The organism is Peptacetobacter sp. AB845 (assembly GCF_047528295.1).
Taxonomy (GTDB): domain Bacteria; phylum Bacillota; class Clostridia; order Peptostreptococcales; family Peptostreptococcaceae; genus Peptacetobacter.
Genome location: NZ_CP180001.1, coordinates 2,476,730 through 2,502,323 on the forward strand (window position 1 = coordinate 2,476,730; position 25,594 = coordinate 2,502,323).

Here is a 25,594-nt window from a genome sequence, read left to right on the forward strand (position 1 = left end):
TTGATAGGTAATCAAATAAATAAATTAAATAATAAAAAACCAGTAGACACATAGTATCTACCGGTTAATACTCTTTTATTAAAAAGCTCGATCAATAAAATATAATCAAGCTATCTTGATTTTAACTCTATCCAAGCTTTATCGTACATTTTTATATCTTTACCTATATCTGTAAATGTTTCGCATTTACTTAAGTATTCATCATCAGGGTACGCTCCCTTATTGCTAGTTATCTCTTTATCTAAAAGGTCAAAACAGGCTTTATTAGGAGTAGAATATCCTATATACTCTGTATTTATCTTAGCAATTTCTGGATCTAGCATAAAGTTTATAAACATTTCCGCTTCTTTTTTATTCTCACAAGTAGTAGGTATACACATAGCATCTACCCATCTATTAGTACCTTCTTCAGGGTTGAAGAATTTTAAATCAGGATTTTCTTCCCGCATAAGATGGAAGTCTCCTGAATATATCATTCCTATATATCCATCTTCTCCAACCATTCTATCTTTAACCTCATCATTTACATAAGCTAAAGCATATTCTTTCTGTTTAACTAATAGCTCTTTAGCTTCATTTATTTCTTTTGGATTTGTAGTATTCATACTATAACCTAACTTAAATAAAGCTGCACCCATAGTATCTCTAACAGAGTCAAATATTAATATCTTCCCTTTATATTTAGGATTCCATAATAAATCCCAAGAACCTAAGTCCTTTTCATCTACATACTTAGAATTGTATGCAAGACCTAAAGTCCCCCACATATAAGGAACGCTGTATTCGTTCTTTGGATCGTATTCAGAACCTAAAAACTTCTTATCTATATTTTTCATATTAGGAATATTTTTAAAATCTAGCTTTTCAAGTAGACCTTCCTTCTTCATCTTTGCAACCATATAATCAGAAGGAACTACAATATCGTACTTAGTACTTCCACTTTTTACCTTCTGATACATCATCTCATTTGTATCATACGTAGAGTACTGTACCTGTATACCAGTCTGTTCTTCAAATACATCTATTAAACTTTCATCAATATAGTCTCCAACGTTGTAAACATTTAAAACCTTTGATGAATCTGCAGATTTTCTACAACCTGTTAGAGGAAGCACTGCCATAGATGCAATTAAAACAAGAGATAGTATTTTTTTAGTTATTTTCATCTATCTTCTTCCCCTTTCTTCTAAAGACTGTTTCTTATTAGAAAGTATTAACAGTATAAGAACTGTTATAAACATTAAAGTTGAAAGCGCATTTATCTCTGGTTTTATCCCTCTTCTAGCCATAGAGTAAATTTCTATAGATAAGTTTGTAACCCCATTTCCAGAGTTGAAGAAACTTATTATGAAATCATCTATTGACATAGTAAATGCCATTAAAAATCCTGATACTATACCAGGTTTTATCTGAGGTAGTATAACCTTTCTTAAAGCATAAAATGGTGTAGCACCTAAATCTAATGCTGCATTCTCTATATTTTCTGGCATCTGTCTTAATTTTGGAAGCACAGAAAGTATTACATAAGGAATACAGAACATTATATGTGCTATAAGCATTGTAAAGTATCCAAAATCAACCTGTAAAAATACAAATAAACTCATAAGAGCCACCCCTGTTACTATCTCTGTATTTAATATTGGCAGGTTGTTTACATTCATCATTATAGCTTTATTTCTAGGTCTCATCTTATTTATACCTATTGCACTTAAAGTCCCTACTATTGTAGCTATTATTGAAGAAATTATAGCTATAGTAACTGTATAATAAAGTGCTGTCATTATCGCTTCATTTTGGAATAATCTCACATACCATTTAGTTGTGAATGCTCCTATATGTCCCATTGATCTCGAATCACTGAAAGAGAATACTATTAGGGCAAATATCGGTATATATAGGAATAAGAAAACTAAAAACATATATATATCAGAAACTATTTTTATCTTCCTTTTGTTTTTATTCATTATATAACCATACCCCCTTCTCCGCTTCCGTCGTCCATCTTAGACATTATACTCATTGAAATTAATATTACTATCATAAGGAATATTGAAATTGCAGAACCAAAGTTCCAATCCCCTACAACTGTAAACTGCTGTTCTATTAAATCCCCGATTAGCATTGTTTTTCCTCCACCAAGAAGTCTTGATATAGCAAATGATGTTATTGATGGCATGAATACCATTGTTATGCCAGAGAAAACTCCAGGTAAGCTAAGTGGGAATATTATTTTTCTAAATACTGTAAAATTATTAGCTCCTAAATCGTGAGCTGCATCTATTAAATCGTGGTCCATTTTTGATAATGAAGTGTATATAGGTAATACCATAAATGGTAAGAAATTATAAACCATACCTAATAACACTGCAAATGGAGTATATAAAATTGAACGATACTCTATACCAAATAATCCTAAAAAGCTACTTAATAATCCATTCTGTCCTAAGATTGATGCCCAAGAATATGTTCTAAGTAGGAAGTTCATCCACATTGGAAGTATAAATAAAAGTATTAAAGTTCCTCTTTTACTTATTGGCGCTTTAGATATAATATAGGCTACAGGATAACCTATTAATATACATGCTAAAGTAGCTCCTCCAGATATTAATATAGATCTCCAAAATACTGATAAATATATAGGATCTAAAACTGATTTGAAGTTATCAAGAGTAAAAACGATTTCTCCGTTGACTTCTTTTGTAAAACTGTAATAAACTACTAGGAATAATGGAATTACTACGAAAATGGCACTCCATACTATATATGGATAAGCAAATTTTGATTTTGAATTCTTAATTTTCATCATCTTCACCAGCTTCTATTTCGACTTTTTTCATTATATGTATATCCTCAGGATATATGTCTATTCCTAGTTCTGTTCCTACTTCTGCATACCGAGTGTTGTGAAGTAGCCAAGTTCTTCCATTTTCTTCTAATTCTATTTCGTAGTGTACTCCTTTAAATATTACAGATGTTACTTTTCCTACTATCATACCATTTTCTGGTTTAACCATTTTTATATCTTCTGGTCTTATAACAACTTCTATTTCTTCATTCTTTTCAAATCCTTTATCTACACATTCAAATTCTCTATCAGCAAATACAACTCTGAAATCTTCAAGCATTACACCTGGTAATATATTACTTTCTCCTATAAACTTAGCAACAAATGCATTTTTAGGTTCATTGTATATATCTACTGGGTTGCCCATCTGCTGTATTTTACCTTTATTTAAAACTACTATAGTATCAGACATACTAAGTGCTTCTTCCTGGTCATGTGTTACAAATATAAATGTTATACCTAATTTTTTCTGTATTCTTTTAAGTTCTACCTGCATTTCCTGTCTTAATTTTAAGTCAAGTGCTCCTAGAGGTTCATCAAGAAGAAGAACTTTAGGCTCGTTTACAACAGCTCTTGCTATTGCTATTCTCTGCTGCTGTCCACCTGATAAAGAATCTATTGCTCTATTTTCAAATCCTTCAAGTGCAACAAGTTTTAAAACTTCTTTAACCTTTTTATCTATTTCATCTTTTGGAACTTTCTTTATCTTTAATCCAAATGCTACGTTTTCATAAACATTCATGTGTGGGAATAGTGAATATTTCTGGAAAACAGTGTTTACATGTCTTTCATTTGGAGGTAGGTCATTTATTTCCTTACCTTCGAATATTACACTACCTGCATCAGCCTGTTCAAAACCAGCTATTATTTTTAATAATGTTGTTTTACCACATCCTGATGGCCCTAATAATGTTAAAAACTCGTTTTTCTTTATATCAAGATTAAATTTATCTAATACTACGTTATCTCCACCGTATACTTTATGTATCCCTCTTAGTTCTATTATGTTTTCTGTCAAAGTATAACACCTCTCTCCTCAAAATTAAATCAAACATATTAATCACAAAATAATACTTATTAAAAATTATAATTGCACTACTTTCTCAAATTTAGAAAGTAGGTGGTGTACTTACCCAAAGTACTTTGGCCACTGTCTTACCTTCATTAGATAAGAAGTGTTTTGCTCTAGGCTTAAAGTAGAAACTCTCTCCTTTTCTAACTTTAAGTTTTTTCTCACCTAAGTGAAGAAATACCGAACCTGCAAGTACATATCCAAATTCCTCTCCTTCGTGAGGTTTTTCTTCTTTGTACTGACCTCCAGGCTGTATAGTAACTATTACCGGCTCCATCTCATTTTTCTGTGAGTTTGGAACTAACCATTTAAATTCGTATTTTAATTCTTCGTCCTCTGTTTCAAACATATCGTCTTTAACAAATACTATCTTTTCGCTCTCTGTATCATTAAAGAATTCCTTTAAGTTTGTCCCAAGTATTTCTAATATATCTATTAAAGTAGCTATAGATGGCGACGTTAAATCATTTTCTAGCTGAGATATAAATCCCTTTGAAAGTTCGCATCTGTTAGCTAACTCTTCTTGGGTGAGCTGCTTTTCTATTCTAAGTCTTTTAATCTTTTTACCTATTTCCATTTTCATTTACCTCTGTCTATATATAAATTTTTACTAAACTCTAAGTTTATCGTTTCTAAACTACAACAATTAGATATTATAAACAAAAAGTTTATTTTTTTCAAGGCTTATTTTATTTTTTGTTACAATTTGTTTTATTTTTTATAATCGGCTTTTTTCAATGTATTCAATACTATGCCAAAACCATTAGTCAATATTAATATTTTCAAAGTTTAGTATTAGTATATTTATTTTTTAAAAATTGCACATATTTTTTCACATTACTAATGCTATTAATTTTACATATTCTTAAAACTCCATTCTCATTCAGATGATTATCATCATATAAAACTTTTTTTACTTTCAAATATCAACACATTTAAGGTTTGTATAATTGATTAAATATATATTAAATTTAAATAAAAAAAGAACCTCCTTTTATATAAAGAGGTTCAATAACTTTAATTTTTTCAAATTAGTTATTCTATTTTGTCATATGCTCTGATAATTGTTTTATATATCTTATATCATCTATTATGTATCTATTCTCTACTTTTGTTCCGTCAAATCTACAAGCTTTAAATACTACCTTTATAGCTAATCCAAGACCAAATGCACTTATTATTGTTCCTATACCTACTTTTCCTCCAAGCACTATTCCTACAGCAAGAGCAGTTATATCCATTGTAACTTTGACTACATTTGCTGATTTACCTGTTTTTTTCTGTAGACAAACCATAAGTCCATCTCTAGGTCCGCTTCCAAGTCCACTATCCATATAAAGCACCATACCAAAAGATAGTATTATTAACCCTCCTATAAGAAGAGATAAGCCAGACATAAAACTGTTAGCTGTTGGTATATATCCTGAGTATATTATCATATCCATAAACAACCCAACTAGAACCATATTTGCAACTGTTCCCCAACCTATATTGTCTCCCAATACAAAGTCAGCTATCATTGTAAGCGCTGCAACCATTATAGTCGCTGTTCCTATAGTTATACCAAGTTTATTAGAAAGTCCTTGATGAAGTACATCCCAAGGTTGCATACCTAGATTTGCATTTATTGTCATAACTATACCAATTGAACATATAAAAAGCCCGATTACCAACTTAGCAATTTTTGTTCCTATTGTCTTAAACATAGCATATACACCGTCCATTTTACAAATTTCATCCTTTGACTATATGATACACAGTTTTTGTTGAAATTTCAAGCATTTACGATTTTTTTGTTAAGTTTTATACAATATTTTAATATTATTTATTGATTCTTATAAATTATCTGATCCGAAAGCTAGAGGCATTAAATCATCTATATTTGTTATAAGTGTTTTTTCTCCGTTAGATAATATTATTTCAGCATCTTTTTCTATAAGCTCAGAAAGTACCTGTCTACAGGCACCACAAGGAGTAACAAGTTTTTCTCCATTAGATACAATAGCTATTGCTTTTATATGTTTTTTTCTATATCCATTAGAATACGCTGCAAATATAGCACTTCTCTCTGCACAGTTAGTAAGCCCATAAGATGCATTTTCCACATTTGCTCCTAAGAAATATTTTCCGTCTGTTGTTTCAACACATGCTCCTACTTTATATTTTGAATATGGTGCATAAGCGTTCTGTATAGCTTCAAATGCTTTATCTACTATTTTCATATTAAATACCTCTTTTCTAAAACTAATTTTTTTATATTATACAACATTTAACTTATTTATACCTAAAATATTAGTTAAAATATTTTTTATTAAATTTATAATCTAAAACAAAAAAACGACTACTGTGTTTTCAGTTAGTCGTTTTATATATAGGAAAAGAGATACCAGTAGGTACCCCTTTTATATTATTAAAATATATATTTATATTTTTGTCAGCTATTACTTATAGATTATACTATTTTACTATTGTATAATCTTCTGGTTTTAACTGAGAAGCTGCAGCTTCGTCTAATATTATTATTACATCGTTGTGTAACTGTAATGCTGAAGCTGGAACCATTGGATCTATATCTCCGTAAACAGTTTTAGCTATAGCTTCTGCTTTTCCTTCTCCTGAAGCTAAAAGAACTATTTTTTTAGCTTTTAATATAGTTCCTATACCCATACTTACTGCTTTTTTAGGTACTTCTTCTTCTGAAGCAAAGAATCTTGAGTTTGCTTCTATTGTAGATGGAGTAAGTTCAACTAAGTGAGTATTTTTTATAAATACTGAATCTGGTTCATTGAATCCTATATGTCCATTTTTTCCTATTCCTAGAACCTGTATATCTACTCCACCTGCTGCTTCTATTCTTTCTTCGTATGCTTTACATTCAGCTTCTACATCTTCTACCATTCCATTTGGAAGATTGTAGTTTTCTATGTTTACATGATTGAAAAGATGTTTTTTCATGAAGTAGTCATAACTCTGGTCATTTTCAGCTGGTAACTGATAGTATTCATCTAAGTTAAAGCTTGTTACATCTGCAAAATCTATTTTTCCTTCGTTGTATTTTTCAACTAAAGCTGCGTACATTCCTTCTGGAGTACTTCCTGTTGCTAATCCTAATACTGTGTTAGGTTTTAATATAAGCTGAGCTGCAAATATTCTAGCTGCTTTTTCACTCATCTGAGCATAATCTTTACATACTAATATTTTCATTTCAAAATCCTCCAATAAAATTATTTATCTCTACCGTTTTTACGGCTTTTTACATCTTAAATATAATTATAATTTATTTTTTTGTATTTTATAATATTTTTTTAAATATTCTACTTATATATTAATAGTCTTTTACTATTATTTTTCTTCAAATACTATATCTCCTGTACATATAGTCATGCTACAGTTGAAATCATCATCGAATAATGCAAAGTCTGCATCTTTACCTATTTCTATGCTACCTTTTTTATCAGCTACATGTATTGCTGTTGCTGGGTTTAAAGAAGCAAGGTTTATAGCTTCTACTACTGTTAAATCTGTGTTGTTGTAGAAGTTTCTTACCATAGAGTTAAGTGCAGAAACACTTCCTGCTAAAGAACCACTTTCCAATCTAGCAGCATTGTCTTTAACTATAACTTTCTGTCCACCTAATGAGTATTCTCCGTCTTCAAGACCTCCAGCTTCCATTGAGTCTGTTATAAGTATTAATTTATTTTTACCTTTGTTATGTATTACAAACTGGAATAATCCTTTGTTTACATGTATTGTATCTGCTATTATTTCAGTGAATACATCTCTAGTAAGAGCTGCACCAACTATTCCTGGTTCTCTATGGTTTAATCCTGTCTGAGCGTTGAATAAATGAGTCACACTTCCAACACCTTCATCTATAGCTGCATTTGCTTCATCAAAAGTAGCTTTACTGTGTCCCATAGATATTAATATATCTGTACTTCTTCTTACAGCCTTTATAAATTCAAAGTTTTCGTCTTTTTCTGGAGCTATTGTTATAACTTTTATAACATCTGAGTAATCTTTTATAAATGAGAATTCAGGTATTGCTATGAATTTAGCATTCTGAGCACCTTTGAATGCTTCATTTATAAATGGTCCTTCAACATGAGATCCAATTACCTGAGAACCTTCCATTTTTCTAGCTTTTGCTCTTCTTATTGTTTCTAAAGCTGTGTATATATCAGATTTTCCCATTGTCATTGTAGTAGGTAAAAATCCTGTAACACCATGACGTGCAACAGATTTTGAAATAGTTTCTATCGCATGGTCTGTACCATTCATAGTGTCTTCTCCCATATTTCCGTGGATGTGTATATCTATTAAACCTGGAGATATGTACTTTCCTTTAGCATCTATAACTTCACAATTTGCAGGTATTTCAGAAGTTATGCTCTGTATTTTAGTATCAAATACTATATTTTTTCCTTCTATAACTCTGTCTTTTAATATAATTCTACCGTTTGTAAGGCATTTCATTTTAATACCCCTCCTAATCAATAATTTTTTAATTTATTCTATTAAAATTACATTCTTGATTTTTTAATACATAATTTTATTGTATGTATATTATACTTTTATGATATTTATTACATTCCTATATTTATCTCATACTGATATTTATCACTTCTTATTATAGTTACTGTATATTCTATAATCTTATCATCTTCAGTATAAGATGTTCTCTGTATACTAAGGGCTAACCGTCCTTTTTCACAATGCAACTTTTCACTTACTTTTGCATCTACTTGTATTGGATCTATAATCTGTTCTACCCTAGCTACCTTATATCCATATTCATTCTCTAATATTTTATAAAGAGAATTATCATCTAGCATCCCCTTTGTCATACCTCCACATACCTTTTCAGGAATGTAGGCAATCTCATATCCAAATGGGTCATTTTCAATATATCTAATTCTTTTTATTTTGTATACGTTTTCTCTTTTGTCGGTTATTCCCAACTTTTCCATTATAATCTCATCTGGATTTAGTATTTCAAACTTTACTATATCTGTTCTTATATCAATCCCTCTACTTTTCATTACTTCTGTAAATCCTTTTACATTGTTGAACTGATACTTTTTCTTTTTCTGAGATACAAAAGTTCCTTTACCCTGTTTTCTGTAAAGAACTCCTTCAGATACAAGAGCATTTATTGCTTTATTTACTGTCATTCTACTTATCTCTTGTTCTTTACAAATTTCCCTTTCTGGAAGAAGTACGTCTCCCTCTTTCAATTCTCCAGATTCTATCATCTCTTTTATTATCGACTTTAATTGAATATGTAGAGATACCGAGCTTTTTTTATCTACTTTTTTCATATCGATTCCACCTTTTACTTTGGTATATACCAATTATATACCTATAGTATATTTAATTCAATGCTTTTAACAAAAAAATAAATTTTATTGAGTTTCGCTGAGAAAATTTATTTTTGCAATAAAATTTTTTAATTAAATTTTTAAAATTTCCGTTACTCAAATCAAAATAACTTTCCATTTAATAGTATTTATGTATTATAATAGATTTAATGATTAAAACGTTAGGAGTGAAAATTTTGGTAAAAATAGGAGAATTAAATAAGCTTGAAGTTAAGAGAAAAGCTGATTTTGGCTATTTCTTAGATGGTCAGACAGGTGACTCAACTGATGATGTGCTACTTCACAATAAATTTATTGAGGACGGAACTGAAATCGAGGTCGGAAAAGAAGTGGAAGTCTTCATATTTAAAGATTCTAAAGGAAGATTTGCTGCAACTACAAAGAAACCTTTAGCTTGCGTGGGGGATATAGCATATCTTAAGGTTGTAGACAATACTGATATAGGTACATTTATAGATGTTGGGCTTCCAAAAGATGTACTTGTACCATTTAGAGAAAAAACTCATCCAATGTTTAGAGATGAAAAATATTTATTCTATATATATGTAGACAAGAGCGGAAGAATAGCTGCAACTACTGATATAGACAATCATCTAATTACAGACCATGAGTACAATTTAGGAGATACTGTGACTGGTATAGTGTACGGATTCCAGACTAATGGAACTGCTATGCTTTGTGTAGATAACAAATACGCAGCAGTTATACTAAACAACGAATATTTCACAGATTTAGATGTCGGTCAGATTATGGAAAACCTAAAAGTTATAAAAATATACGAAGACGGAAAACTAGGACTTACTCCAAGAGCAGATAGAAAATCTGAAATGGATTCAGTTGAATACAAGATATTAAGCTATCTTGAAGGAAATGACGGATATATGAGATTTAATGATAAATCTGATCCAAAAGATATAAAAATATTATTCAATTCAAGTAAAAAGAACTTCAAAAGAGCTTTAGGTGTACTTATGAGAAAAGGTATAGTATACCAGGACGAAAACGGAACATATTTAAAATAATATAATCTTTAAGATAAAATTACATAATATCACATATGATAAAAAGACCCCCCAGTAAAGCTGGGGGGTATACATACCAAAAGGCATATACCAATTTTAGTAGTATATGCCTTTTTTATAATTATTTAATAGAAATCTACATTATATTTCTTCAATTCTCCATCTTTGTATTCAATTTTTGCATTAAACACCTTCTTAGTAGCTACCCACTCTAAAAATACTCTATCTCCATCCCACATATTTAAGTCCATAACTTTATCGTTATCGACCCAAAGAAGTCTTCCTTCTGGACAATCATCCAATCTATCCTCTGGAACCTCTCCTTCAAAATCTCTACAACTAAATATAAACATATACCAGTTGTCGTCATTTGCAAACTTCGGGAAAGAAATAAGTCCATGGTATCTTAAAGAATTTACAGTTAATCCAGTTTCTTCTTTAATCTCTCTGATTATACATTCTTCTGGAGTTTCTCCAAATTCAAATTTTCCACCAATCCCAACGTACTTTCCTTCATGTACATCGTTTTTCTTTTTATTCCTATAAAGCATAAGTGTTTTGCCATCTTTTTCAATATAGCAAATTGTTGTAAGTACTGTCATATTCATATTACTCAACTCCTTTGTAGAAGTGAGCAGTTGTGTAATTTCTATTCTTGTTTAGTACTTTTTCTGCAGTATCACTTAATTCAAAGTCATTTTCTGTTGTTTCTATATATGCTTTAGCTATTTCTCTAACTTCTTCTGGTGTTTCTAGTGAAAAGTCTAATCTAAAGAAGTCGACACCAGTTTCTGCAACATCTTCAAGATTTTCAAGCATTATTGTAGGTTCAGAATTGTATATTGTAGTTCTACAGAATTCGCTCTGAGAGAGTCTAAACTGGCTTCCTTTCTGATCTTCTAACATATATTTATCTTTTCTACATTCTGCACATCTTTTGTCTTTTTTACAGTTTCTTACAAGTACACCCATTGGACAGTATTCACTTATCATCATTGGGGCATATCCGTATACAACTGTTTCTATTTCAGCGTCTGTGTGTTTTATAGATTCTTTTATTTCACTTACATTCATTTCCTGAGATATACATATACTTTCCATTCCGCTATTTCTAAGCCAATTCATACTCTCTCCGTTGAATGCGTTTAATGACCAATCTGCTCTAATTCCACATCCACAGTTTTCTGTGAAGAATTTTATTTCTCCCCAACTCGCTGCAAGTACAGAATCCTCTTCAGTTATTTCATCTATTATCTTATCAAATACCTTGTAGTCAGGATTTCTCATTATTCTAGGTGCAGAGTATACTATTTTCTTATTATTTTCTGTAGCTATTTTTTTAGCTTCAGCAAAATCATATAAATTTTCATAGTATATTGTATCTATTTCTAAATCCACAACCGCTTTTAACTGTTCTAAATTTTTAACCTTAACTCTTATTCTAGGCTCTTCTTCTAGATACTCTGGTCTTTTATCTTCTATAGAGTAGTCTATTTCTTTGTCTTTTAGGCTTCTTCCTTTTACAACTTCTCTTGCATCAGATAATTTTTCTATAGCTTCCCTTCTCATTTTATTTATCATACTTACAGGAATACTAACCTCATCGCCTATATCTAGTTCTATATTTTCTAACTCATAAGGAGTATTTCCAAGTTTTTCAAGCTGAGATTTTGCCTTTTCTTCAGATAGTGCCACCTTCATAGCTTTTTCTGCCTCTTTTTCACCCTCAACTAGCACCGAATTTCCTTCTGTGTCAGATATTTCAAGCACTGGTTTTTCTCCTATATAAGCCTTAAATCTCATATAAACAGGTGTTTTGACTAGTTCTTTATCACTTTCAAAAGTAGATTTTACTCTTTCTATTAGTGAGTTGTCAGATGTTTTGAATACATCTTGATTTTTTCTAGCCTCTCCTACAAAGTCTAACTCGATAGTTTCTCCAGCTAATCCTATTTCACTTATCTCATTTCCCTTTATTATTCTACCGATAGTTCCTCCACCAAGGTTTATTCCATCACCTTTTTTAAGAGTATTTTCTAATTTTATCTTTAATCTTTTTCTTTTCTTATTAAAATCTACTACCTTACCGATGTATAAACCTCTGTTGTTTGGTTTTTCAGAGTTCATTATGTCTATACCTTTTTCGCCAAGTATATATCCTCTCGTGAATTTTCTATTAAATATTGTGTATAGTTCGTTCATATCTTCAGTAGTTACACCAGTTTTTCCTGTCGCTATATAGTTATCCGCTGCGTGTCTATATGCAGATACAACTGTTGCAACATACTCAGGTCTTTTCATTCTTCCTTCTATTTTTAAAGATAATACACCTGCATCTATTACTTCTCCAATTTCTTCAATAGTGTTTAAATCCCTAGGACTTAATAAATATTCTCCATTTGTGTTTACAGTTTCACCTGTTTCTACATCTATTAATTCGTATTTCTGTCTACAAGGCTGTGCACATCTACCTCTATTTCCAGATCTATTTCCTATCATACTACTCATTAAGCACTGTCCTGAGTAGCACACACATAATGCACCATGTACGAATACCTCTATATCAACCTTAACCTTTGAGCAAATTTCTTTTATTTCTGGTGCACTTAGCTCTCTAGCAAGTACAACCCTATCAAATCCTATACTTTTTAAATACTCTACATCTTCTAGTGAATGTGCTGCCATCTGAGTGCTTGCGTGTATTTCAAAATCTGGAAGTTCTCTTTTTATAAGCATTGCCATTCCTATATCCTGTACAATTACAGCATCTATATCTATATCGTATAAAAATTTTATATACTCTATAAAGTCCTCTACCTCATTCTGTTTTATCAATGTATTTACAGTTATAAACAGTTTAACTCCTCTTGTATGGCAGTATTTAACCGCTTCCTGCAGTTCTTCTCTATCAAAATTATTTGCAGATGCTCTAGCACTAAAGTCTTTTCCACCTAAATAAACTGCATCTGCACCATTTTGAACAGCTGCTTTTAACGCTTCAAAGCTTCCAACTGGAGCAAGAAGTTCTATTTTATTCATATTTTCCTCCTTCTCATTGAAATCAAATTTTTTATTTCAACATTTCAACAATTATCTAATATTAATCTCTTTTTAAAAACAATTATTTTTTCTTAAAAATCGGCATAAAAAAAGAGCCGCTCCATATATTATATGTATCAAGCGACTCTTTTTGCAATATATTTACATTATTTGTCTAATTTATTTTTTAACTCAGTGTTTTCAAGCTGAAGTTCATAAGCAGTATTTTGGAACTCAGAAGCTATCTGTTCCGCAGTTTCTACTTTTTTATTAGCATCATCTAATTTTTCTTCTAGCTCTTTTATTCTTTCATCTACATTCATTTCCTGGCACACTTCTGGATTCTGTAGTTCTAAAATTTCTTTTTTCTTTTCCTCTACTATTTCCATAAGTTCTGACATTCTTTTCTGTAGTTCTTCAAGTTCTGAGTTTTTAGCTTCAACCCCTGCTTTTAATTCTTCTATTTCCTGCTCTTTTTCATTTACTTTTGTTTCTAGTTCTTTAACAGTTTCAGAATCTACTCCAACTACTGTATTAGCTTTTAATTCTTCTAACTCATTTATTAATGATTCATTTTCTTCAGAGCATTCAAATAGAAGATCCGCTATATTTAGAGCTGTAAGTATTGATATTGCTGATATGCTAAGTCTTGAGTTTACTTCAGCTATTGTACTCATTTCACTATCTACATAATCAGCTATCTGTTTCATTTTTTCAACAGGTTTATCTCCTGTCATCTGATATTCAGACCCCTGTATTTTTACAGTAACTCTATTCATCGGTTTTCACCCCCTAATGATTACTTTTCATTAAGCTCTTAATTCAGCACCTAATTTTTCGCTTAATTCTTTTAATATATTTTCGTGAACTGGTGCTATGTCATCATCAGTAAGTGTTTTTTCAGCACTTCTATAAGTTATGCTGTATGCTACAGATTTATATCCTGTTTCTATCTGAGATCCTTTATATACATCGAATAATCTATAACTTTCAACTAATCCTTCTCCATTAGCTTTTATTATATCTTCTATATCTTTTACATATACTTCATCTTTTACAGTAAGTGCTATATCTCTTGATGTAGATGGATATTTTGGAAGAGATTTGAATACTATTGTTCTATCTGAATTTTCGAATACTACATCAGTATCTATTTCAGCAACGTATACTCTCTGAGTTAATCCGTAGTTTTCTAGTACTTCTGGATGTACTTCCCCTAAGTAACCTACTAATGCTCCATTACATACTATTTTAGCACATCTACCTGGATGGAATGTAGTGTTTTCTTTTTCTGGTATTATTTCATATTCTTTCATTCCTGCTCTTTCAAGAACTTTTTCAACTGCACCTTTTAGAACGAAGAAATCTACTTCTTTTCCGTACATTGCCATACACATGTGGTTTAATTCTGAAGGAAGTCCTTCTTCACTTGGTACGAATACATGTCCACATTCAAATGCTGCAAATTCTGGGTTCTTTCTTGACATATTAGTATATACTATATCAAGCATATTTGGTATCATTGTAGTTCTCATTACAGAAGTTTCTTCTCCAAGTGGATTTAAAAGTTTTACAAAGTTTCTCTTTGGAGAATCCGCTGGTAATTTTATTTTATCTACACCTGATGGACTTACAAATGAGTAGCTAAGTACTTCGTATAATCCTGCTGATAGAGCTGTAGATTTTAATATATCGTTGAATTTCTGTCTTTCAGTTTTTACACCTGCTGTGTAGTTACCTTCTAACTGTTTAGCTGGTATATTTTCGAATCCGTATATTCTTGCTATTTCTTCAAGAACATCTGCTTCCTGTTCCATATCTAATCTGAATGAAGGTACTCTTATTTCTAATTCTTCAGCAGATTTTAAGTCACAGTCGAATTCTAATGATTCTAATATTTCTATGAACTGAGCTATTGGAAGGTCTATTCCTAATCTAGCTGTTATTCTCTTAGGATTTACTGTAAGTATTTTCTGTTCTGTTTTCGAAGGATAGTTATCTTCTATACCTTTTAATACTTTACCAGCACCTAACATTTCAACTAACTGAGCTGCTCTGTTTACAGCAAGTTCTGCTAAGTTTGGATCTATACCTTTTTCAAATCTTGAAGAAGATTCAGTTCTAAGTCCTAATTTTTTAGAAGTAGCTCTTACATTTTCAGACTGGAAGTTTGCACTTTCAAATAATAATTCAGTTGTAGTGTCTTTTATTTCTGAGTTTAATCCACCCATTACACCTGCTAAAGCTAAAGATTTTTCTCCATTAGTTATAACTAACATATCTTTATCAAGAGTTCTTTCCTGTTCGTCTAAAGTAACGAATTTTTCTCCTTCTTCAGCATTTCTAACAACTATTTTTCCAGTTCCTATATCACTTAAATCGAATGCATGCATTGGCTGTCCCATTTCTAACATTACATAGTTAGTTATATCTACTATGTTGTTTATAGGTCTTACACCAGCTTCTATTAATCTTCTCTGCATCCAGTATGGAGATGGAGCTATTTTAACATCTTTAACTATTCTAGCTGCATATCTTCTACATAATTCTGGGTTTTCTATCTGCACATCGAAATCTATTGCTTCATCAGCTTCTTCTTTAACAGATACTTCTGGGTATTTAACTTTTTTACCAACTGTTACAGCTGCTTCTCTAGCTATACCTATTACACATCTGCAGTCTGGTCTATTTGATGTTAATTCGAAGTCTATAACAGCATCATTTATGCTAAGAACTTCTTTAACATCTTTACCTGTTTCATAACTATCTTCATAATCAAGAAGGAATATTCCGTTCTTTTTGTATTCTTCAACGTATTTTTCATCTATTCCAAGTTCAGCTGCAGAACACATCATACCTTCTGATACTTCGCCTCTTAATTTTCCTGTTTTTATTTTTATTCCACCAGGAAGTTTAGCTCCATGTATTGCTAGAGGTATATAGTCTCCAACTTTTACATTTTTTGCTCCTGTTACTATCTGAAGAACTTTTTCTCCAGCATCAACTTTTGTTACTATTAATTTATCTGCATTTGGATGTGGGTTTATTTCTAATATTTTCCCAACTACAACATTTTCTATATCTTCACCGAAGTATTCAACAGTTTCCATTTTAGTCCCTGTCATTGTCATCATATCGGCAAATTCTTTTACGTCCATATCTATATCTACGTAATCTCTTAACCATTTTACTGATACTAACATTTAATTTTTCCTCCCTATTTCATCAAATTAGAACTGATCTAAGAATCTAACATCATTTTCGAATAATAATCTTATGTCGTCTATACCGTATTTAAGCATTGCAAGTCTTTCAACACCCATACCTGCTGCGAATCCACTGTAAACTTCTGGATCTATTCCACAGTTTCTAAGTACATTAGGATGTACCATACCTGCACCTAATATTTCTATCCAACCTTCTCCTTTACAAACTGGGCAACCTTTACCACCACATTTGAAGCAAGTTACGTCTATTTCCGCACTTGGTTCAGTGAATGGGAAGTTGTGAGGTCTGAATTTTGTATTTGTTTCACTTCCGAATAATTTCTGAACGAATGTGTTTAAAGTTCCTTTGAATTCTGTCATAGTTATGTCTTTTCCAACAACTAGAAGCTCTATCTGATGGAACATTGGAGAATGTGTAGCATCTGGAGAGTCTGATCTGAAGCATCTTCCAGGAGCTATTATTTTTATTGGTAAATCTTCTTTTTCCATAGTTCTTATCTGAACTGGAGAAGTCTGTGTTCTTAATAATAAATCATCATTTATGTAGAATGTATCTGACATATCTCTTGATGGATGGTCTTTTGGAGCATTTAATGCATCGAAGTTATTTCTAACTGTTTCAACTTCTGGACCTTCTGCTATTGAGAATCCCATTCCTATGAATATATCAGTTACTTCATCTATTATTTTAGTTATAGGATGTTTTTTACCTACTTTAAATTCTTTTGAAGGCATTGTAACATCTATTACTTCTTCTGCTAATTTTTTAGCCTGTTCTGCTTTTTTAAGCTCAGTTTTAGCGTTGTTTATTCCTTCTTCTATTGCTGTTCTAACTTCATTACCTACTTTACCAACAACTGGTCTTTCTTCAGCAGATAATTTTCCCATTCCTTTTAATATTATTGTAAGTTCTCCCTTTTTACCAAGGTATTTAACTCTAAGACTTTCAGCTTTTTCTATACTGTCAGCCTGTGCTATTTCAGCTAATGCATTTTTCTGTAATTCAAGAAGTTTTTCCTGCATCTTTAAAATCACCCTTTCATAAATAGTTTTTCTTATTTTTCTTTGCGAAAATTTATTTTCTTATTTTTTTCATAAAAAAAGTCTTTCAATCCCAGCTAGGGACGAAAGACTATAATTCCGCGGTACCACCCTAGTAGTCTAATAAATTATATTAGACCACCTCAAAAGATTTAACGCATCCTATACGTCCAAACTTACACATCAAATCGACTTCAGTATGGAAACTCCAGAGTGAACTTCCCATGATATTTCAGAAGATTGCTCACAGCCAACGACAATCTATCTCTTTACTGAAATGGTTCACAGTACTTTTCTCTATCAATGTCAATTATTTTTAATTTTTGTAATTGTTTTTACAATTCCCTATGATTATAACATATTGTTTGTCTTTTAGACAAGTGATTTTTTGATTTCATACATTAGAATTGCTGAACTTATCGCCGCATTTAAAGATTCTGCACTTCCATATATAGGTATCTTTACAAGTAAATCAGAATTTTCGGCTATAACATCATCAATTCCATTAGCCTCATTTCCTATTACAAGTGCAACTTTATCCCCATAATCTACAGTATCGTACCAGTTTTCTGTATCAAGCCAACTTGATACAATCTTTATACCTTTAGATTTTAATGTAGATAACATCTCATCTCTTTCAGCAGGAATTATATTCATGCTAAATATAGAACCCATTGTAGATCTTATTACCTTTGGGTTGTATATATCGACACATCCTTTTAAAGTTATTATCGCATCTGCACCTGCTGCATCTGCTGTTCTTATTATTGTTCCCATATTACCAGGGTCCTGAATTCTATCTAATACTATAACGTATTTATCATCATCAGTTAGATTCTTTTCAAGAGTCTTTTTCTGATAAGAAACAACTGCTAGTATACCCTGAGTGTTTTCAGTATCTACCATATCTTTAAAATTCTTATTAGTTGTCTTATATACTTTTATATTTGCATCTTCTAATTTTTTTAAAAATTCTCTGTGTTCTTCTTTATTTTCAAAATCCTCATTTATAAAGACATAATCTATAATATCCTTTTGCTCAAAAGCTAACGTTAATATTCTATATCCTTCTATTATAAATTTGCTCTCTTTATTTCTGTTTTTTGATTTTAGAAGAAGTTTGGTATTTTTTATTTTTTCATTGTCCTTACTAGTTATTTCTACCATAAATTATCTTCTCCCCACAGTTTCAATATTTTGATTTATTATATCTCTAATGCTTGAGTTTTTACCTATTATTACAAGTATATTTCCACCCTCAAGTTTTTCTTCTGGAGAAGGAGTTACATTTATTTCTTTTCCGCTCTTTATAGCAAGAACTGTTATTTCGTATCTACTTCTAAGCTCTAGCTCTATAAGAGATTTGCCCATCCATTTTTTAGGAACAACTATTTCAACAATAGAGTACTCTGGATCTAATTCTATATGGTCTAGTATATTATTTGATACTAAGTTGTGTGCAACCCTAACTCCCATATCTCTCTCTGGGAATACAACTCTATCTGCACCTATTTTATAAAGAACTTTAGCCTGTAATTCATCCTTAGCTTTACAGATTATTTCTTCTACACCCATTTCTTTAGCTATAAGTGTAGCCATTATAGATGCCCTTATATCTGAACCTATTGCAACTATTGCAACATCGAAGTTACTTAGACCAAGTGATCTAAGTGCCCGCTCATCTGTAACATCGACAATTGCTGCATGTGTTACTTTATCAGAAAGATTCTGTATTATATCCTCATTTTTATCTATTGCCATAACCTGATGGCCTAATAAATGCATTGTAGATGCAACTGAAGCTCCAAATCTACCGCATCCTATTACTATATATTGTTTCATACTCATTTTCTCCTCTCCTAATAACCCTAAAAATTTTATCCTACGATTAAGCTTCCTTCAGGATATCTAACCGGCTGAACCTTTTTAGAACTACCTGACATAAATGCCATAAATATTGTAAGAGATCCAACACGTCCAGCGAACATATACATTATTATAAGTAGCTTACCTATTGGTGTAAGTGTAGGGCTTCCTCCTATACTAAGTCCAACTGTAGCAAATGCAGATGCAACCTCAAATGCAGCTGCTGTTAAAGTAAAGTGTTCCTGTGTTGCTGATAATAAGAATGTTCCTATTACAACAAAGCTTATTCCTACTACAAATATTACCATAGCTTTTCTAACAGTAGATGAGCTTATTCTTCTTTCATATATTTCTATATCTGATTTTCCTAATATAAGACTCTTAACTGATAATAAAAGTGTAGCAAGTGTTGTAACTTTTATACCACCACCAGTAGATGCCGGTGCTGCACCTATAAACATTAAAATTATCATAGCAAATAGAGTACTTTCTCTTAGCTTAGTAAGGTCTATACTAGCAAATCCTGCTGTTCTAGATGTAACAGATTGGAAATATGCATTTACAACTTTCTGCATTATAGGCATATCTCCAAGAGTACTTGGTCTATCAAACTCTATTGCTAAAATTGTAATTGTACCTACAATTATAAGTGCTCCTGTTGTAAAAATAACTACTTTAGTATGTAGGTTGAATTTTGAATATCTCTTTTCTCTTATTATATTTAGTAGAACAGGGAATCCCAGACCACCAAATATTATTAAAAACGAAATTGTAATCATTACTACATAATTATTATTAAAACATACTATAGATGTAAATTGACCAGCTGTAGCTCCCATAAGGTCAAATCCAGCATTGCAGAATGCTGAAATCGCATGGAAAATTGAATACCATGTTCCTTTTACAAAACCAAACATCGGTATAAATGTAGTCGATAGTATAATAGCTCCTATACCCTCTATTGCAAATGTCATCATAAGAACATATCTAGTAAGTCTTACTATACCTGATAAATCTCTTTGATTTAATGCCTCCTGTATTAGTAGCCTTTCCTTTAGATTTATTCTTTTACCCGTAATAAGTGCAAACATTGTTGTAACAGTCATGAATCCTAGTCCACCTATTTGTATAAGCATTATTATCGTCAGCTGACCAAAAAAGCTCCAATAGGTAGCTGTATCAACTACTACCAATCCCGTAACACATACAGCTGATGTAGCTGTAAATAATGCATTTAAAAATCCTATACTCTCTCCGTTTTGTGTAGCTATCGGTAAATTTAGCATTATAGCTCCTGCTAATATAACCGTTGCAAACCCGATAACCATTACCTGAGTTGGTTGCATTCCACTCCCGTAAGAAGCAACTCTTTTGAGCATTGTTTTCAATTTTCCTCGTACCTCCTAACATTATAAAATTACATATTTCTATATAACTTTACATAATGTGTATATTAACACCTTTTATTTTTTTATGTTTATTTTACATTTTTATTTTAAGCTCTAATTAATTATTTTAAATATCATTAATATATTATATTCTAATTTGGAATTAAAAACAACCTTATCAGATACAATCAATTGTTAAGTTTGAACCATAAAAAAAGACTGTCTTGCTTATGCAAAACAGTCTGTATTTACGTAGTATAATGTTAATTAAGCTAATTTAGCTTTAGCAACTTCTACAAGTTTAGCGAATCCAGCTGGATCAGCTATAGCCATTTCAGATAACATTTTTCTGTTAACTTCAACACCTGCTAATTTTAAACCGTTCATTAATCTTGAGTAAGATATTCCGTTCATTCTAGCAGCTGCATTTATTCTCTGTATCCAAAGTTTTCTGTAATCTCTTTTCTTTAATTTTCTACCTATGTATGCATTTCTTAATGCTTTCATAACGAATGCATTAGCTGGTCTAAATAATTTGCTTCTAGATCCTCTGAATCCTTTTGCAAGTTTTAAAACTTTTTTATGTTTTTTACGGGCATTCATACCTTTTTTTACTCTTGCCATTATTCTTATCCTCCATTATTTATTATTTAAAATCTTCTTATATTTTCCGTTTCTTTTATTACGATTCTTATTTGTATGGTAATAACTGAGCTATTCTTCTAGCATCACCTTCAGAAACTAAAGTTGACTGTCTTAAGTTCATTTTAGTTTTTGCAGATTTTTTAGTTAATATATGGCTTTTGTAAGCTTTAGCTCTTTTTAATTTTCCATTTCCTGTTCTTTTTAATCTTTTTGCTGCACCTCTATGAGTTTTCATTTTTGGCATGACAAAGTTCCTCCTCTCGAATATTTATCTATTTTTTTGGATCTATTATTACAACCATGTTGTTCCCTTCAAATGTAGGGGCTTTCGCTGGTTCTCCAAACTCTTTCACTGCTTCTATGAATTTAAGCATTACATCTTTACCAAGGTCTTTGTGACCTAATTCTCTACCTCTAAATCTAAGTTCTACTTTAACCTTATCTCCTTTTGATAAGAATTTCATAGCCTGTTTAGCTTTAGTGTTAAGGTCATTCTGTTCTATACCTGGTCTTAATCTTACTTCTTTAACATTAACAGTTTTCTGTTTTTTCTTTGCTTCTTTTTCTTTTCTTGCCTGTTCGTATCTGTATTTTCCATAATCCATTACTTTACAAACAGGTGGTTTAGCATTTGGCGAAATCATAACTAAATCTAAGCTTTTGCTGTTTGCTAATCCCTGAGCTTCTTTTATAGGCATAACTCCAAGCTGTTCTCCATCTGCAGAGATAACTCTTACTTCCTTTTCTCTTATCTGTTCGTTTATTGCGACTTCCTTACTAATGGTAGTCCACCTCCATCATTATATTAAAAAAGGCGAATGATAAATTATCATCCGCCATATAAGTTCTCATTACTAATTAAAGCTTTTACCTAAAGCTTTTTCTAACTCATATTAACACTTACTAACTCTCGTCGTAAGGTGAGAAACGGATTTCTACTTGCTTTTTTTAACTTACTTGTTTATTATATTACTTTCATCAACTTAATGCAAGTCTTTTTTTGAAAAAATTTAAATTTATTTTTGAGAATAAATTTTTAATACTAATTTTCTACAAAAATGTTATCAATATTTCTATAAATCAAACTACTGTGTTATTATTTCTATTCCGTCTTCAGTTACTAGTATCTGATGTTCCCACTGAGCTGATAGAGAATCGTCTGCTGTATATACTGTCCATTCATTTACATCATCCACATATACATCGTATTCTCCTTCATTTATCATTGGCTCTATTGTAAATATCATTCCTGGAACTAATACCATTCCCTGACCTTTTTTACCAACATGTGCTACAAATGGATCTTCATGGAATTCTAATCCTATTCCATGTCCACCAAATGCTCTTACTACTGAATATCCATTTTTTTCTGCTACTTCCTGTACTGCAGCACCTATATCTCCAAGATGTCCCCAAGGTTTAACTGCTTTTATTCCTGCTTCTAAACATTCCTTTGCTACATCAGTTATTTTATCAGCAGCTTCACTAACTTTTCCTATTTTGAACATTCTTGATGCATCTGAGAAATATCCATCTTTTATAGTAGATACGTCTACATTGACAATATCTCCTTCTTTTAAGATTATATTTTCATCTGGTATACCATGGCATACTTCACTATTTATAGAAGTACAAACACTCTTAGGGAATCCACCATATCCTAGAGGCGCTGGAGTTGCATCATGAGCTATCGTATAATCGTAAACTATTTTATCTATGTCAGCTGTACTCATTCCTGCTTTTATATGTTTTGCAACTTCATCAAGTACTCCTGTGTTTATTTTTCCACTTTCTTTTATTGCTTCTATCTGTTCTTTATTTTTTATTAAAGATTTTGGTGGCATTATATGCCCTTTTGCTGCCATTTCATTGTATTTTTCATCAAAATCCATATGGCATTTTTTATATTTTAATCCGCTTCCACACCAGCATTTATCATTTCTATTAGTAGTCATATGCTATCCTTCCTTTTCCGCTTATTTTTAATTATTTTAAATCTACATTTATATTTTAACACTTATTTTTAATATGTGAAGGTTTATTTATATTTGAAAAATAATTTTATTAATTACTACTAATTGACAAACTTAAATAATTTCTTTTATAATAATATATGATATTTATATGATAATTTTTAGCAATAAGGGAGTAGTTGGCAATCCTTTTAGGATTGTAATTTAGTCAACATACTGGCAGTTTGACTGTCTGGCTTTATTTTGAATGACGAGACTTATCTGCAGCTTAGGCTGTAGATAGGTCTTTTTTTATTTTCATTTGAAAGTAAATCATTTATTTTTCCCTTTTAATTATCATTTTTTACATTATTAATTTATTTGGAGGAAATTATGAGTTTAATTGAATTATTCATAACTGCTGTGGCACTTTCAATGGATGCTTTTGCAGTTGCAATTTGTAAAGGGCTTACACTTAGAGAAAGAGATGTAAAAAAATCCCTTCTAACAGGTACATACTTTGGTGGATTTCAGGCACTTATGCCTGTAATAGGATATATTCTAGCTAGTAGCTTTAAAGAAAAAATCATGTCTATAGACCACTGGGTTGCATTTGTTCTTCTTGCACTTATAGGAGCTAATATGATTAAAGAATCTAGAAAGGAAAGCTGCGACGTCGAAAGCTCTTCTTTTGATTTTAAGACTATGGTAGTTTTAGCTATAGCTACTAGCATAGATGCAATGGCTGTCGGAATCACATTTGCATTCTTAGGTGTGAACATAGTCTATGCTGCTATATTAATCGGAATTACGACATTTATCATATCTGCATTTGGAATAAGAATAGGTACTCTATTTGGGATAAGATTTAAATCTAAAGCTGAATTTGCAGGTGGTGTAGTTCTTGTACTCCTTGGAACAAAAATACTTCTACAACATTTAGGAATTTTTTAGAAAATCACCTTTATACTTTTACACTAATTACAAAAGAATCGTAAATATAAAAAATGGACTATTGTATTATTTTCAATAGCCCATTTTTTATATTATAATTTTTCATTTTTTATTTTGATTTATATTTTTTATTTTAAAGACATATCTTTTTCTATAACAGCACTAACTGCTTTTTCAACTGTGCTCATAAAGTTATTGTCCTGAAGCTGACAAACCCCTTCTATTGTTGTTCCACCAGGTGAACAAACCTCGTCCATTAATCCAAATGGATGTTTATCAGATTCCATAACCATCTTAGCTGAACCAAGAACTGAACTTGCTGCTATTTCTAGTGCTACATCTTTTGGAAGTCCCCATTTAACACCAGCTCTTGCTAAAGCATCTATATATATGTAAGTAAATGCTGGAGATGCACATCCAACTGCTGTAAATACTGCAAATAGGCTTTCTTCTATTTCTACTATACTTCCTATTTCCCCAAACATTGTCTTAACAACTTCTTTTTCTTCATCAGTAACATTTTCACTGCAAGTAAAACAACTTGTAGACATTAATGCCTGTGCATTTACATTTGGCATAACTCTAACTACATGAGCATCTTCACCTAAATTTTCCTGTAAATAGCTTATTTCCTTACCTGCTGCTATTGATATAACTAACTGTCCTTCTCTTAAAAGATTTTTAACTTCCGGCATAACATCTGGTAAAACCTGTGGTTTTACTGATAAAACTACAACATCAGATTTTTCCATAAGCTCCTTAACAGAATAACAAGTAGTTAAACCATACTCTTCAGATAGCTTTTCTACCTTAGCAGCTGTTCTATTATATCCTAGAACATCAGCATTATCAAAAGAATTACCTAAGCACATACCTTTCATAATAGCTGCTGCCATATTTCCTACACCTAAAAATCCAAACTTCATACAATTCCCTCCTCAAAACATTACTTTTGCATTTTATATACACTGCCAAACTTTAAATGTGGCAAATAATATACCTCTACTTTTTCACCTTTTATTAATATCTTATGAACAAAACCTATATCAACTTTTTCCTTTGTTATTTCATCTTCAATAATAACAGAATAATCTCCGTGAGATGTCTTGTCAACTTCTACTACTCTACCTATCACATGTGGGTATTCATTTTTTTACACAAA

The 25,594-nt window shown here is 31.2% G+C and carries 26 protein-coding genes and 1 other annotated feature; of the genes, 2 read left to right on the plus strand and 24 right to left on the minus strand.

Going from position 1 to position 25,594, the window contains the following annotated elements; all coding sequences use genetic code 11:
- Positions 1 to 110 precede the first annotated feature (110 nt).
- The 10 genes from ACK2WO_RS11620 to ACK2WO_RS11665 form a co-directional block, all read right to left on the minus strand.
- Positions 111 to 1,166 (minus strand): ABC transporter substrate-binding protein, encoded by a 1,056-nt coding sequence (locus tag ACK2WO_RS11620; RefSeq protein ID WP_414697954.1) that lies wholly within the window; start codon positions 1,164 to 1,166, stop codon positions 111 to 113.
- Positions 1,167 to 1,844, minus strand: coding sequence for an ABC transporter permease (locus tag ACK2WO_RS11625; RefSeq protein ID WP_414698753.1), 678 nt, complete (start codon positions 1,842 to 1,844; stop codon positions 1,167 to 1,169).
- A 119-nt stretch (positions 1,845 to 1,963) separates the two neighbouring features.
- Positions 1,964 to 2,806, minus strand: coding sequence for an ABC transporter permease (locus tag ACK2WO_RS11630; RefSeq protein WP_006440774.1), 843 nt, complete (start codon positions 2,804 to 2,806; stop codon positions 1,964 to 1,966).
- Positions 2,793 to 3,863: a spermidine/putrescine ABC transporter ATP-binding protein gene (gene potA, locus ACK2WO_RS11635; protein ID WP_006440773.1), complete on the minus strand. Its 1,071-nt coding sequence runs from the start codon at positions 3,861 to 3,863 to the stop codon at positions 2,793 to 2,795. The genes ACK2WO_RS11630 and potA overlap by 14 nt, the downstream gene beginning before the upstream one ends.
- 91 nt (positions 3,864 to 3,954) lie before the next feature.
- The gene (locus ACK2WO_RS11640; protein WP_040410633.1) at positions 3,955 to 4,494 is read right to left on the minus strand and encodes a helix-turn-helix domain-containing protein; all 540 of its coding nucleotides are present in this window, start codon (positions 4,492 to 4,494) and stop codon (positions 3,955 to 3,957) included.
- Positions 4,495 to 4,957: 463 nt separating this feature from the next.
- On the minus strand, positions 4,958 to 5,641 hold the full coding sequence (locus ACK2WO_RS11645; protein ID WP_414697955.1) for a YczE/YyaS/YitT family protein: 684 nt from the start codon (positions 5,639 to 5,641) through the stop codon (positions 4,958 to 4,960).
- Positions 5,642 to 5,752: 111 nt separating this feature from the next.
- Positions 5,753 to 6,139 carry a cytidine deaminase gene (cdd, locus tag ACK2WO_RS11650; protein ID WP_414697956.1) on the minus strand — a complete coding sequence of 129 codons (387 nt, stop codon included), beginning with the start codon at positions 6,137 to 6,139 and terminating at the stop codon, positions 5,753 to 5,755.
- Positions 6,140 to 6,374: 235 nt separating this feature from the next.
- Complete coding sequence (gene nagB / locus ACK2WO_RS11655; RefSeq protein WP_414697957.1) at positions 6,375 to 7,121, minus strand: glucosamine-6-phosphate deaminase; 747 nt, start codon at positions 7,119 to 7,121, stop codon at positions 6,375 to 6,377.
- A gap of 138 nt (positions 7,122 to 7,259) precedes the next feature.
- Complete coding sequence (gene nagA, locus ACK2WO_RS11660) at positions 7,260 to 8,393, minus strand: N-acetylglucosamine-6-phosphate deacetylase (RefSeq protein WP_414697958.1); 1,134 nt, start codon at positions 8,391 to 8,393, stop codon at positions 7,260 to 7,262.
- A gap of 110 nt (positions 8,394 to 8,503) precedes the next feature.
- Positions 8,504 to 9,238, minus strand: coding sequence for a GntR family transcriptional regulator (locus ACK2WO_RS11665; RefSeq protein ID WP_414697959.1), 735 nt, complete (start codon positions 9,236 to 9,238; stop codon positions 8,504 to 8,506).
- A gap of 209 nt (positions 9,239 to 9,447) precedes the next feature.
- Between ACK2WO_RS11665 and ACK2WO_RS11670 the strand changes: the two genes are divergently transcribed.
- Positions 9,448 to 10,320 (plus strand): S1 RNA-binding domain-containing protein, encoded by an 873-nt coding sequence (locus ACK2WO_RS11670; RefSeq protein ID WP_414697960.1) that lies wholly within the window; start codon positions 9,448 to 9,450, stop codon positions 10,318 to 10,320.
- 125 nt (positions 10,321 to 10,445) lie between these two features.
- On the opposite strand, the gene ACK2WO_RS11675 is transcribed toward ACK2WO_RS11670, so the two are convergent.
- From ACK2WO_RS11675 to ACK2WO_RS11730, 12 genes are all read right to left on the minus strand, one after another.
- Positions 10,446 to 10,928, minus strand: a complete 483-nt coding sequence (locus ACK2WO_RS11675; RefSeq protein ID WP_414697961.1) for an NUDIX hydrolase — start codon at positions 10,926 to 10,928, stop codon at positions 10,446 to 10,448.
- 1 nt (position 10,929) lies between these two features.
- Positions 10,930 to 13,359: a DUF3656 domain-containing U32 family peptidase gene (locus ACK2WO_RS11680; protein ID WP_414697962.1), complete on the minus strand. Its 2,430-nt coding sequence runs from the start codon at positions 13,357 to 13,359 to the stop codon at positions 10,930 to 10,932.
- Between the two features lie 167 nt (positions 13,360 to 13,526).
- Complete coding sequence (gene zapA / locus ACK2WO_RS11685) at positions 13,527 to 14,138, minus strand: cell division protein ZapA (RefSeq protein WP_414697963.1); 612 nt, start codon at positions 14,136 to 14,138, stop codon at positions 13,527 to 13,529.
- Positions 14,139 to 14,168: 30 nt separating this feature from the next.
- A complete protein-coding gene (pheT, locus tag ACK2WO_RS11690) occupies positions 14,169 to 16,562 on the minus strand; it encodes a phenylalanine--tRNA ligase subunit beta (protein ID WP_414697964.1) in 2,394 nt (797 codons plus the stop codon).
- 27 nt (positions 16,563 to 16,589) lie between these two features.
- On the minus strand, positions 16,590 to 17,609 hold the full coding sequence (gene pheS, locus ACK2WO_RS11695; protein ID WP_414697965.1) for a phenylalanine--tRNA ligase subunit alpha: 1,020 nt from the start codon (positions 17,607 to 17,609) through the stop codon (positions 16,590 to 16,592).
- 94 nt (positions 17,610 to 17,703) lie between these two features.
- Positions 17,704 to 17,940: a binding site (T-box leader), on the minus strand.
- A 59-nt stretch (positions 17,941 to 17,999) separates the two neighbouring features.
- A complete protein-coding gene (locus ACK2WO_RS11700) occupies positions 18,000 to 18,794 on the minus strand; it encodes a TrmH family RNA methyltransferase (RefSeq protein WP_414697966.1) in 795 nt (264 codons plus the stop codon).
- Between the two features lie 3 nt (positions 18,795 to 18,797).
- Positions 18,798 to 19,469 carry a potassium channel family protein gene (locus ACK2WO_RS11705; RefSeq protein WP_414698754.1) on the minus strand — a complete coding sequence of 224 codons (672 nt, stop codon included), beginning with the start codon at positions 19,467 to 19,469 and terminating at the stop codon, positions 18,798 to 18,800.
- A 35-nt stretch (positions 19,470 to 19,504) separates the two neighbouring features.
- Entirely contained in the window at positions 19,505 to 20,872 is a 1,368-nt protein-coding gene (locus tag ACK2WO_RS11710; protein WP_414698755.1) for a TrkH family potassium uptake protein, read from the minus strand.
- A 276-nt stretch (positions 20,873 to 21,148) separates the two neighbouring features.
- A complete protein-coding gene (gene rplT / locus ACK2WO_RS11715; RefSeq protein WP_006440756.1) occupies positions 21,149 to 21,505 on the minus strand; it encodes a 50S ribosomal protein L20 in 357 nt (118 codons plus the stop codon).
- 67 nt (positions 21,506 to 21,572) lie between these two features.
- A complete protein-coding gene (gene rpmI, locus ACK2WO_RS11720) occupies positions 21,573 to 21,770 on the minus strand; it encodes a 50S ribosomal protein L35 (RefSeq protein WP_006440755.1) in 198 nt (65 codons plus the stop codon).
- Positions 21,771 to 21,798: 28 nt separating this feature from the next.
- Positions 21,799 to 22,308, minus strand: a complete 510-nt coding sequence (infC, locus tag ACK2WO_RS11725; RefSeq protein WP_178411856.1) for a translation initiation factor IF-3 — start codon at positions 22,306 to 22,308, stop codon at positions 21,799 to 21,801.
- Positions 22,309 to 22,611: 303 nt separating this feature from the next.
- Positions 22,612 to 23,481 carry a methionyl aminopeptidase gene (locus tag ACK2WO_RS11730; RefSeq protein ID WP_414697967.1) on the minus strand — a complete coding sequence of 290 codons (870 nt, stop codon included), beginning with the start codon at positions 23,479 to 23,481 and terminating at the stop codon, positions 22,612 to 22,614.
- Between the two features lie 390 nt (positions 23,482 to 23,871).
- Between ACK2WO_RS11730 and ACK2WO_RS11735 the strand changes: the two genes are divergently transcribed.
- On the plus strand, positions 23,872 to 24,432 hold the full coding sequence (locus tag ACK2WO_RS11735) for a manganese efflux pump MntP family protein (RefSeq protein WP_414697968.1): 561 nt from the start codon (positions 23,872 to 23,874) through the stop codon (positions 24,430 to 24,432).
- Positions 24,433 to 24,560: 128 nt separating this feature from the next.
- On the opposite strand, the gene proC is transcribed toward ACK2WO_RS11735, so the two are convergent.
- Together proC and ACK2WO_RS11745 are read right to left on the minus strand one after the other, a co-directional pair.
- On the minus strand, positions 24,561 to 25,358 hold the full coding sequence (proC, locus tag ACK2WO_RS11740; RefSeq protein WP_414697969.1) for a pyrroline-5-carboxylate reductase: 798 nt from the start codon (positions 25,356 to 25,358) through the stop codon (positions 24,561 to 24,563).
- A gap of 20 nt (positions 25,359 to 25,378) precedes the next feature.
- Positions 25,379 to 25,567 (minus strand): hypothetical protein, encoded by a 189-nt coding sequence (locus tag ACK2WO_RS11745; RefSeq protein ID WP_414697970.1) that lies wholly within the window; start codon positions 25,565 to 25,567, stop codon positions 25,379 to 25,381.
- Positions 25,568 to 25,594 lie beyond the last annotated feature (27 nt).

Coding starts and splice junctions, on each gene's coding strand:
- ACK2WO_RS11620 (WP_414697954.1), bottom strand. CDS start 1,166: ATGAAAATAACTAAAAAAATACTATCTCTTGTTTTAATTGCATCTATG.
- ACK2WO_RS11625 (WP_414698753.1), bottom strand. CDS start 1,844: ATGGGACATATAGGAGCATTCACAACTAAATGGTATGTGAGATTATTC.
- ACK2WO_RS11630 (WP_006440774.1), bottom strand. CDS start 2,806: ATGATGAAAATTAAGAATTCAAAATCAAAATTTGCTTATCCATATATA.
- ACK2WO_RS11640 (WP_040410633.1), bottom strand. CDS start 4,494: ATGGAAATAGGTAAAAAGATTAAAAGACTTAGAATAGAAAAGCAGCTC.
- ACK2WO_RS11645 (WP_414697955.1), bottom strand. CDS start 5,641: ATGGACGGTGTATATGCTATGTTTAAGACAATAGGAACAAAAATTGCT.
- cdd (WP_414697956.1), bottom strand. CDS start 6,139: ATGAAAATAGTAGATAAAGCATTTGAAGCTATACAGAACGCTTATGCA.
- nagB (WP_414697957.1), bottom strand. CDS start 7,121: ATGAAAATATTAGTATGTAAAGATTATGCTCAGATGAGTGAAAAAGCA.
- nagA (WP_414697958.1), bottom strand. CDS start 8,393: ATGAAATGCCTTACAAACGGTAGAATTATATTAAAAGACAGAGTTATA.
- ACK2WO_RS11665 (WP_414697959.1), bottom strand. CDS start 9,238: ATGAAAAAAGTAGATAAAAAAAGCTCGGTATCTCTACATATTCAATTA.
- ACK2WO_RS11670 (WP_414697960.1), top strand. CDS start 9,448: ATGATTAAAACGTTAGGAGTGAAAATTTTGGTAAAAATAGGAGAATTA.
- ACK2WO_RS11675 (WP_414697961.1), bottom strand. CDS start 10,928: ATGAATATGACAGTACTTACAACAATTTGCTATATTGAAAAAGATGGC.
- ACK2WO_RS11680 (WP_414697962.1), bottom strand. CDS start 13,359: ATGAATAAAATAGAACTTCTTGCTCCAGTTGGAAGCTTTGAAGCGTTA.
- zapA (WP_414697963.1), bottom strand. CDS start 14,138: ATGAATAGAGTTACTGTAAAAATACAGGGGTCTGAATATCAGATGACA.
- pheT (WP_414697964.1), bottom strand. CDS start 16,562: ATGTTAGTATCAGTAAAATGGTTAAGAGATTACGTAGATATAGATATG.
- pheS (WP_414697965.1), bottom strand. CDS start 17,609: ATGCAGGAAAAACTTCTTGAATTACAGAAAAATGCATTAGCTGAAATA.
- ACK2WO_RS11700 (WP_414697966.1), bottom strand. CDS start 18,794: ATGGTAGAAATAACTAGTAAGGACAATGAAAAAATAAAAAATACCAAA.
- ACK2WO_RS11705 (WP_414698754.1), bottom strand. CDS start 19,469: ATGAAACAATATATAGTAATAGGATGCGGTAGATTTGGAGCTTCAGTT.
- ACK2WO_RS11710 (WP_414698755.1), bottom strand. CDS start 20,872: ATGCTCAAAAGAGTTGCTTCTTACGGGAGTGGAATGCAACCAACTCAG.
- rplT (WP_006440756.1), bottom strand. CDS start 21,505: ATGGCAAGAGTAAAAAAAGGTATGAATGCCCGTAAAAAACATAAAAAA.
- rpmI (WP_006440755.1), bottom strand. CDS start 21,770: ATGCCAAAAATGAAAACTCATAGAGGTGCAGCAAAAAGATTAAAAAGA.
- ACK2WO_RS11730 (WP_414697967.1), bottom strand. CDS start 23,481: ATGACTACTAATAGAAATGATAAATGCTGGTGTGGAAGCGGATTAAAA.
- ACK2WO_RS11735 (WP_414697968.1), top strand. CDS start 23,872: ATGAGTTTAATTGAATTATTCATAACTGCTGTGGCACTTTCAATGGAT.
- proC (WP_414697969.1), bottom strand. CDS start 25,358: ATGAAGTTTGGATTTTTAGGTGTAGGAAATATGGCAGCAGCTATTATG.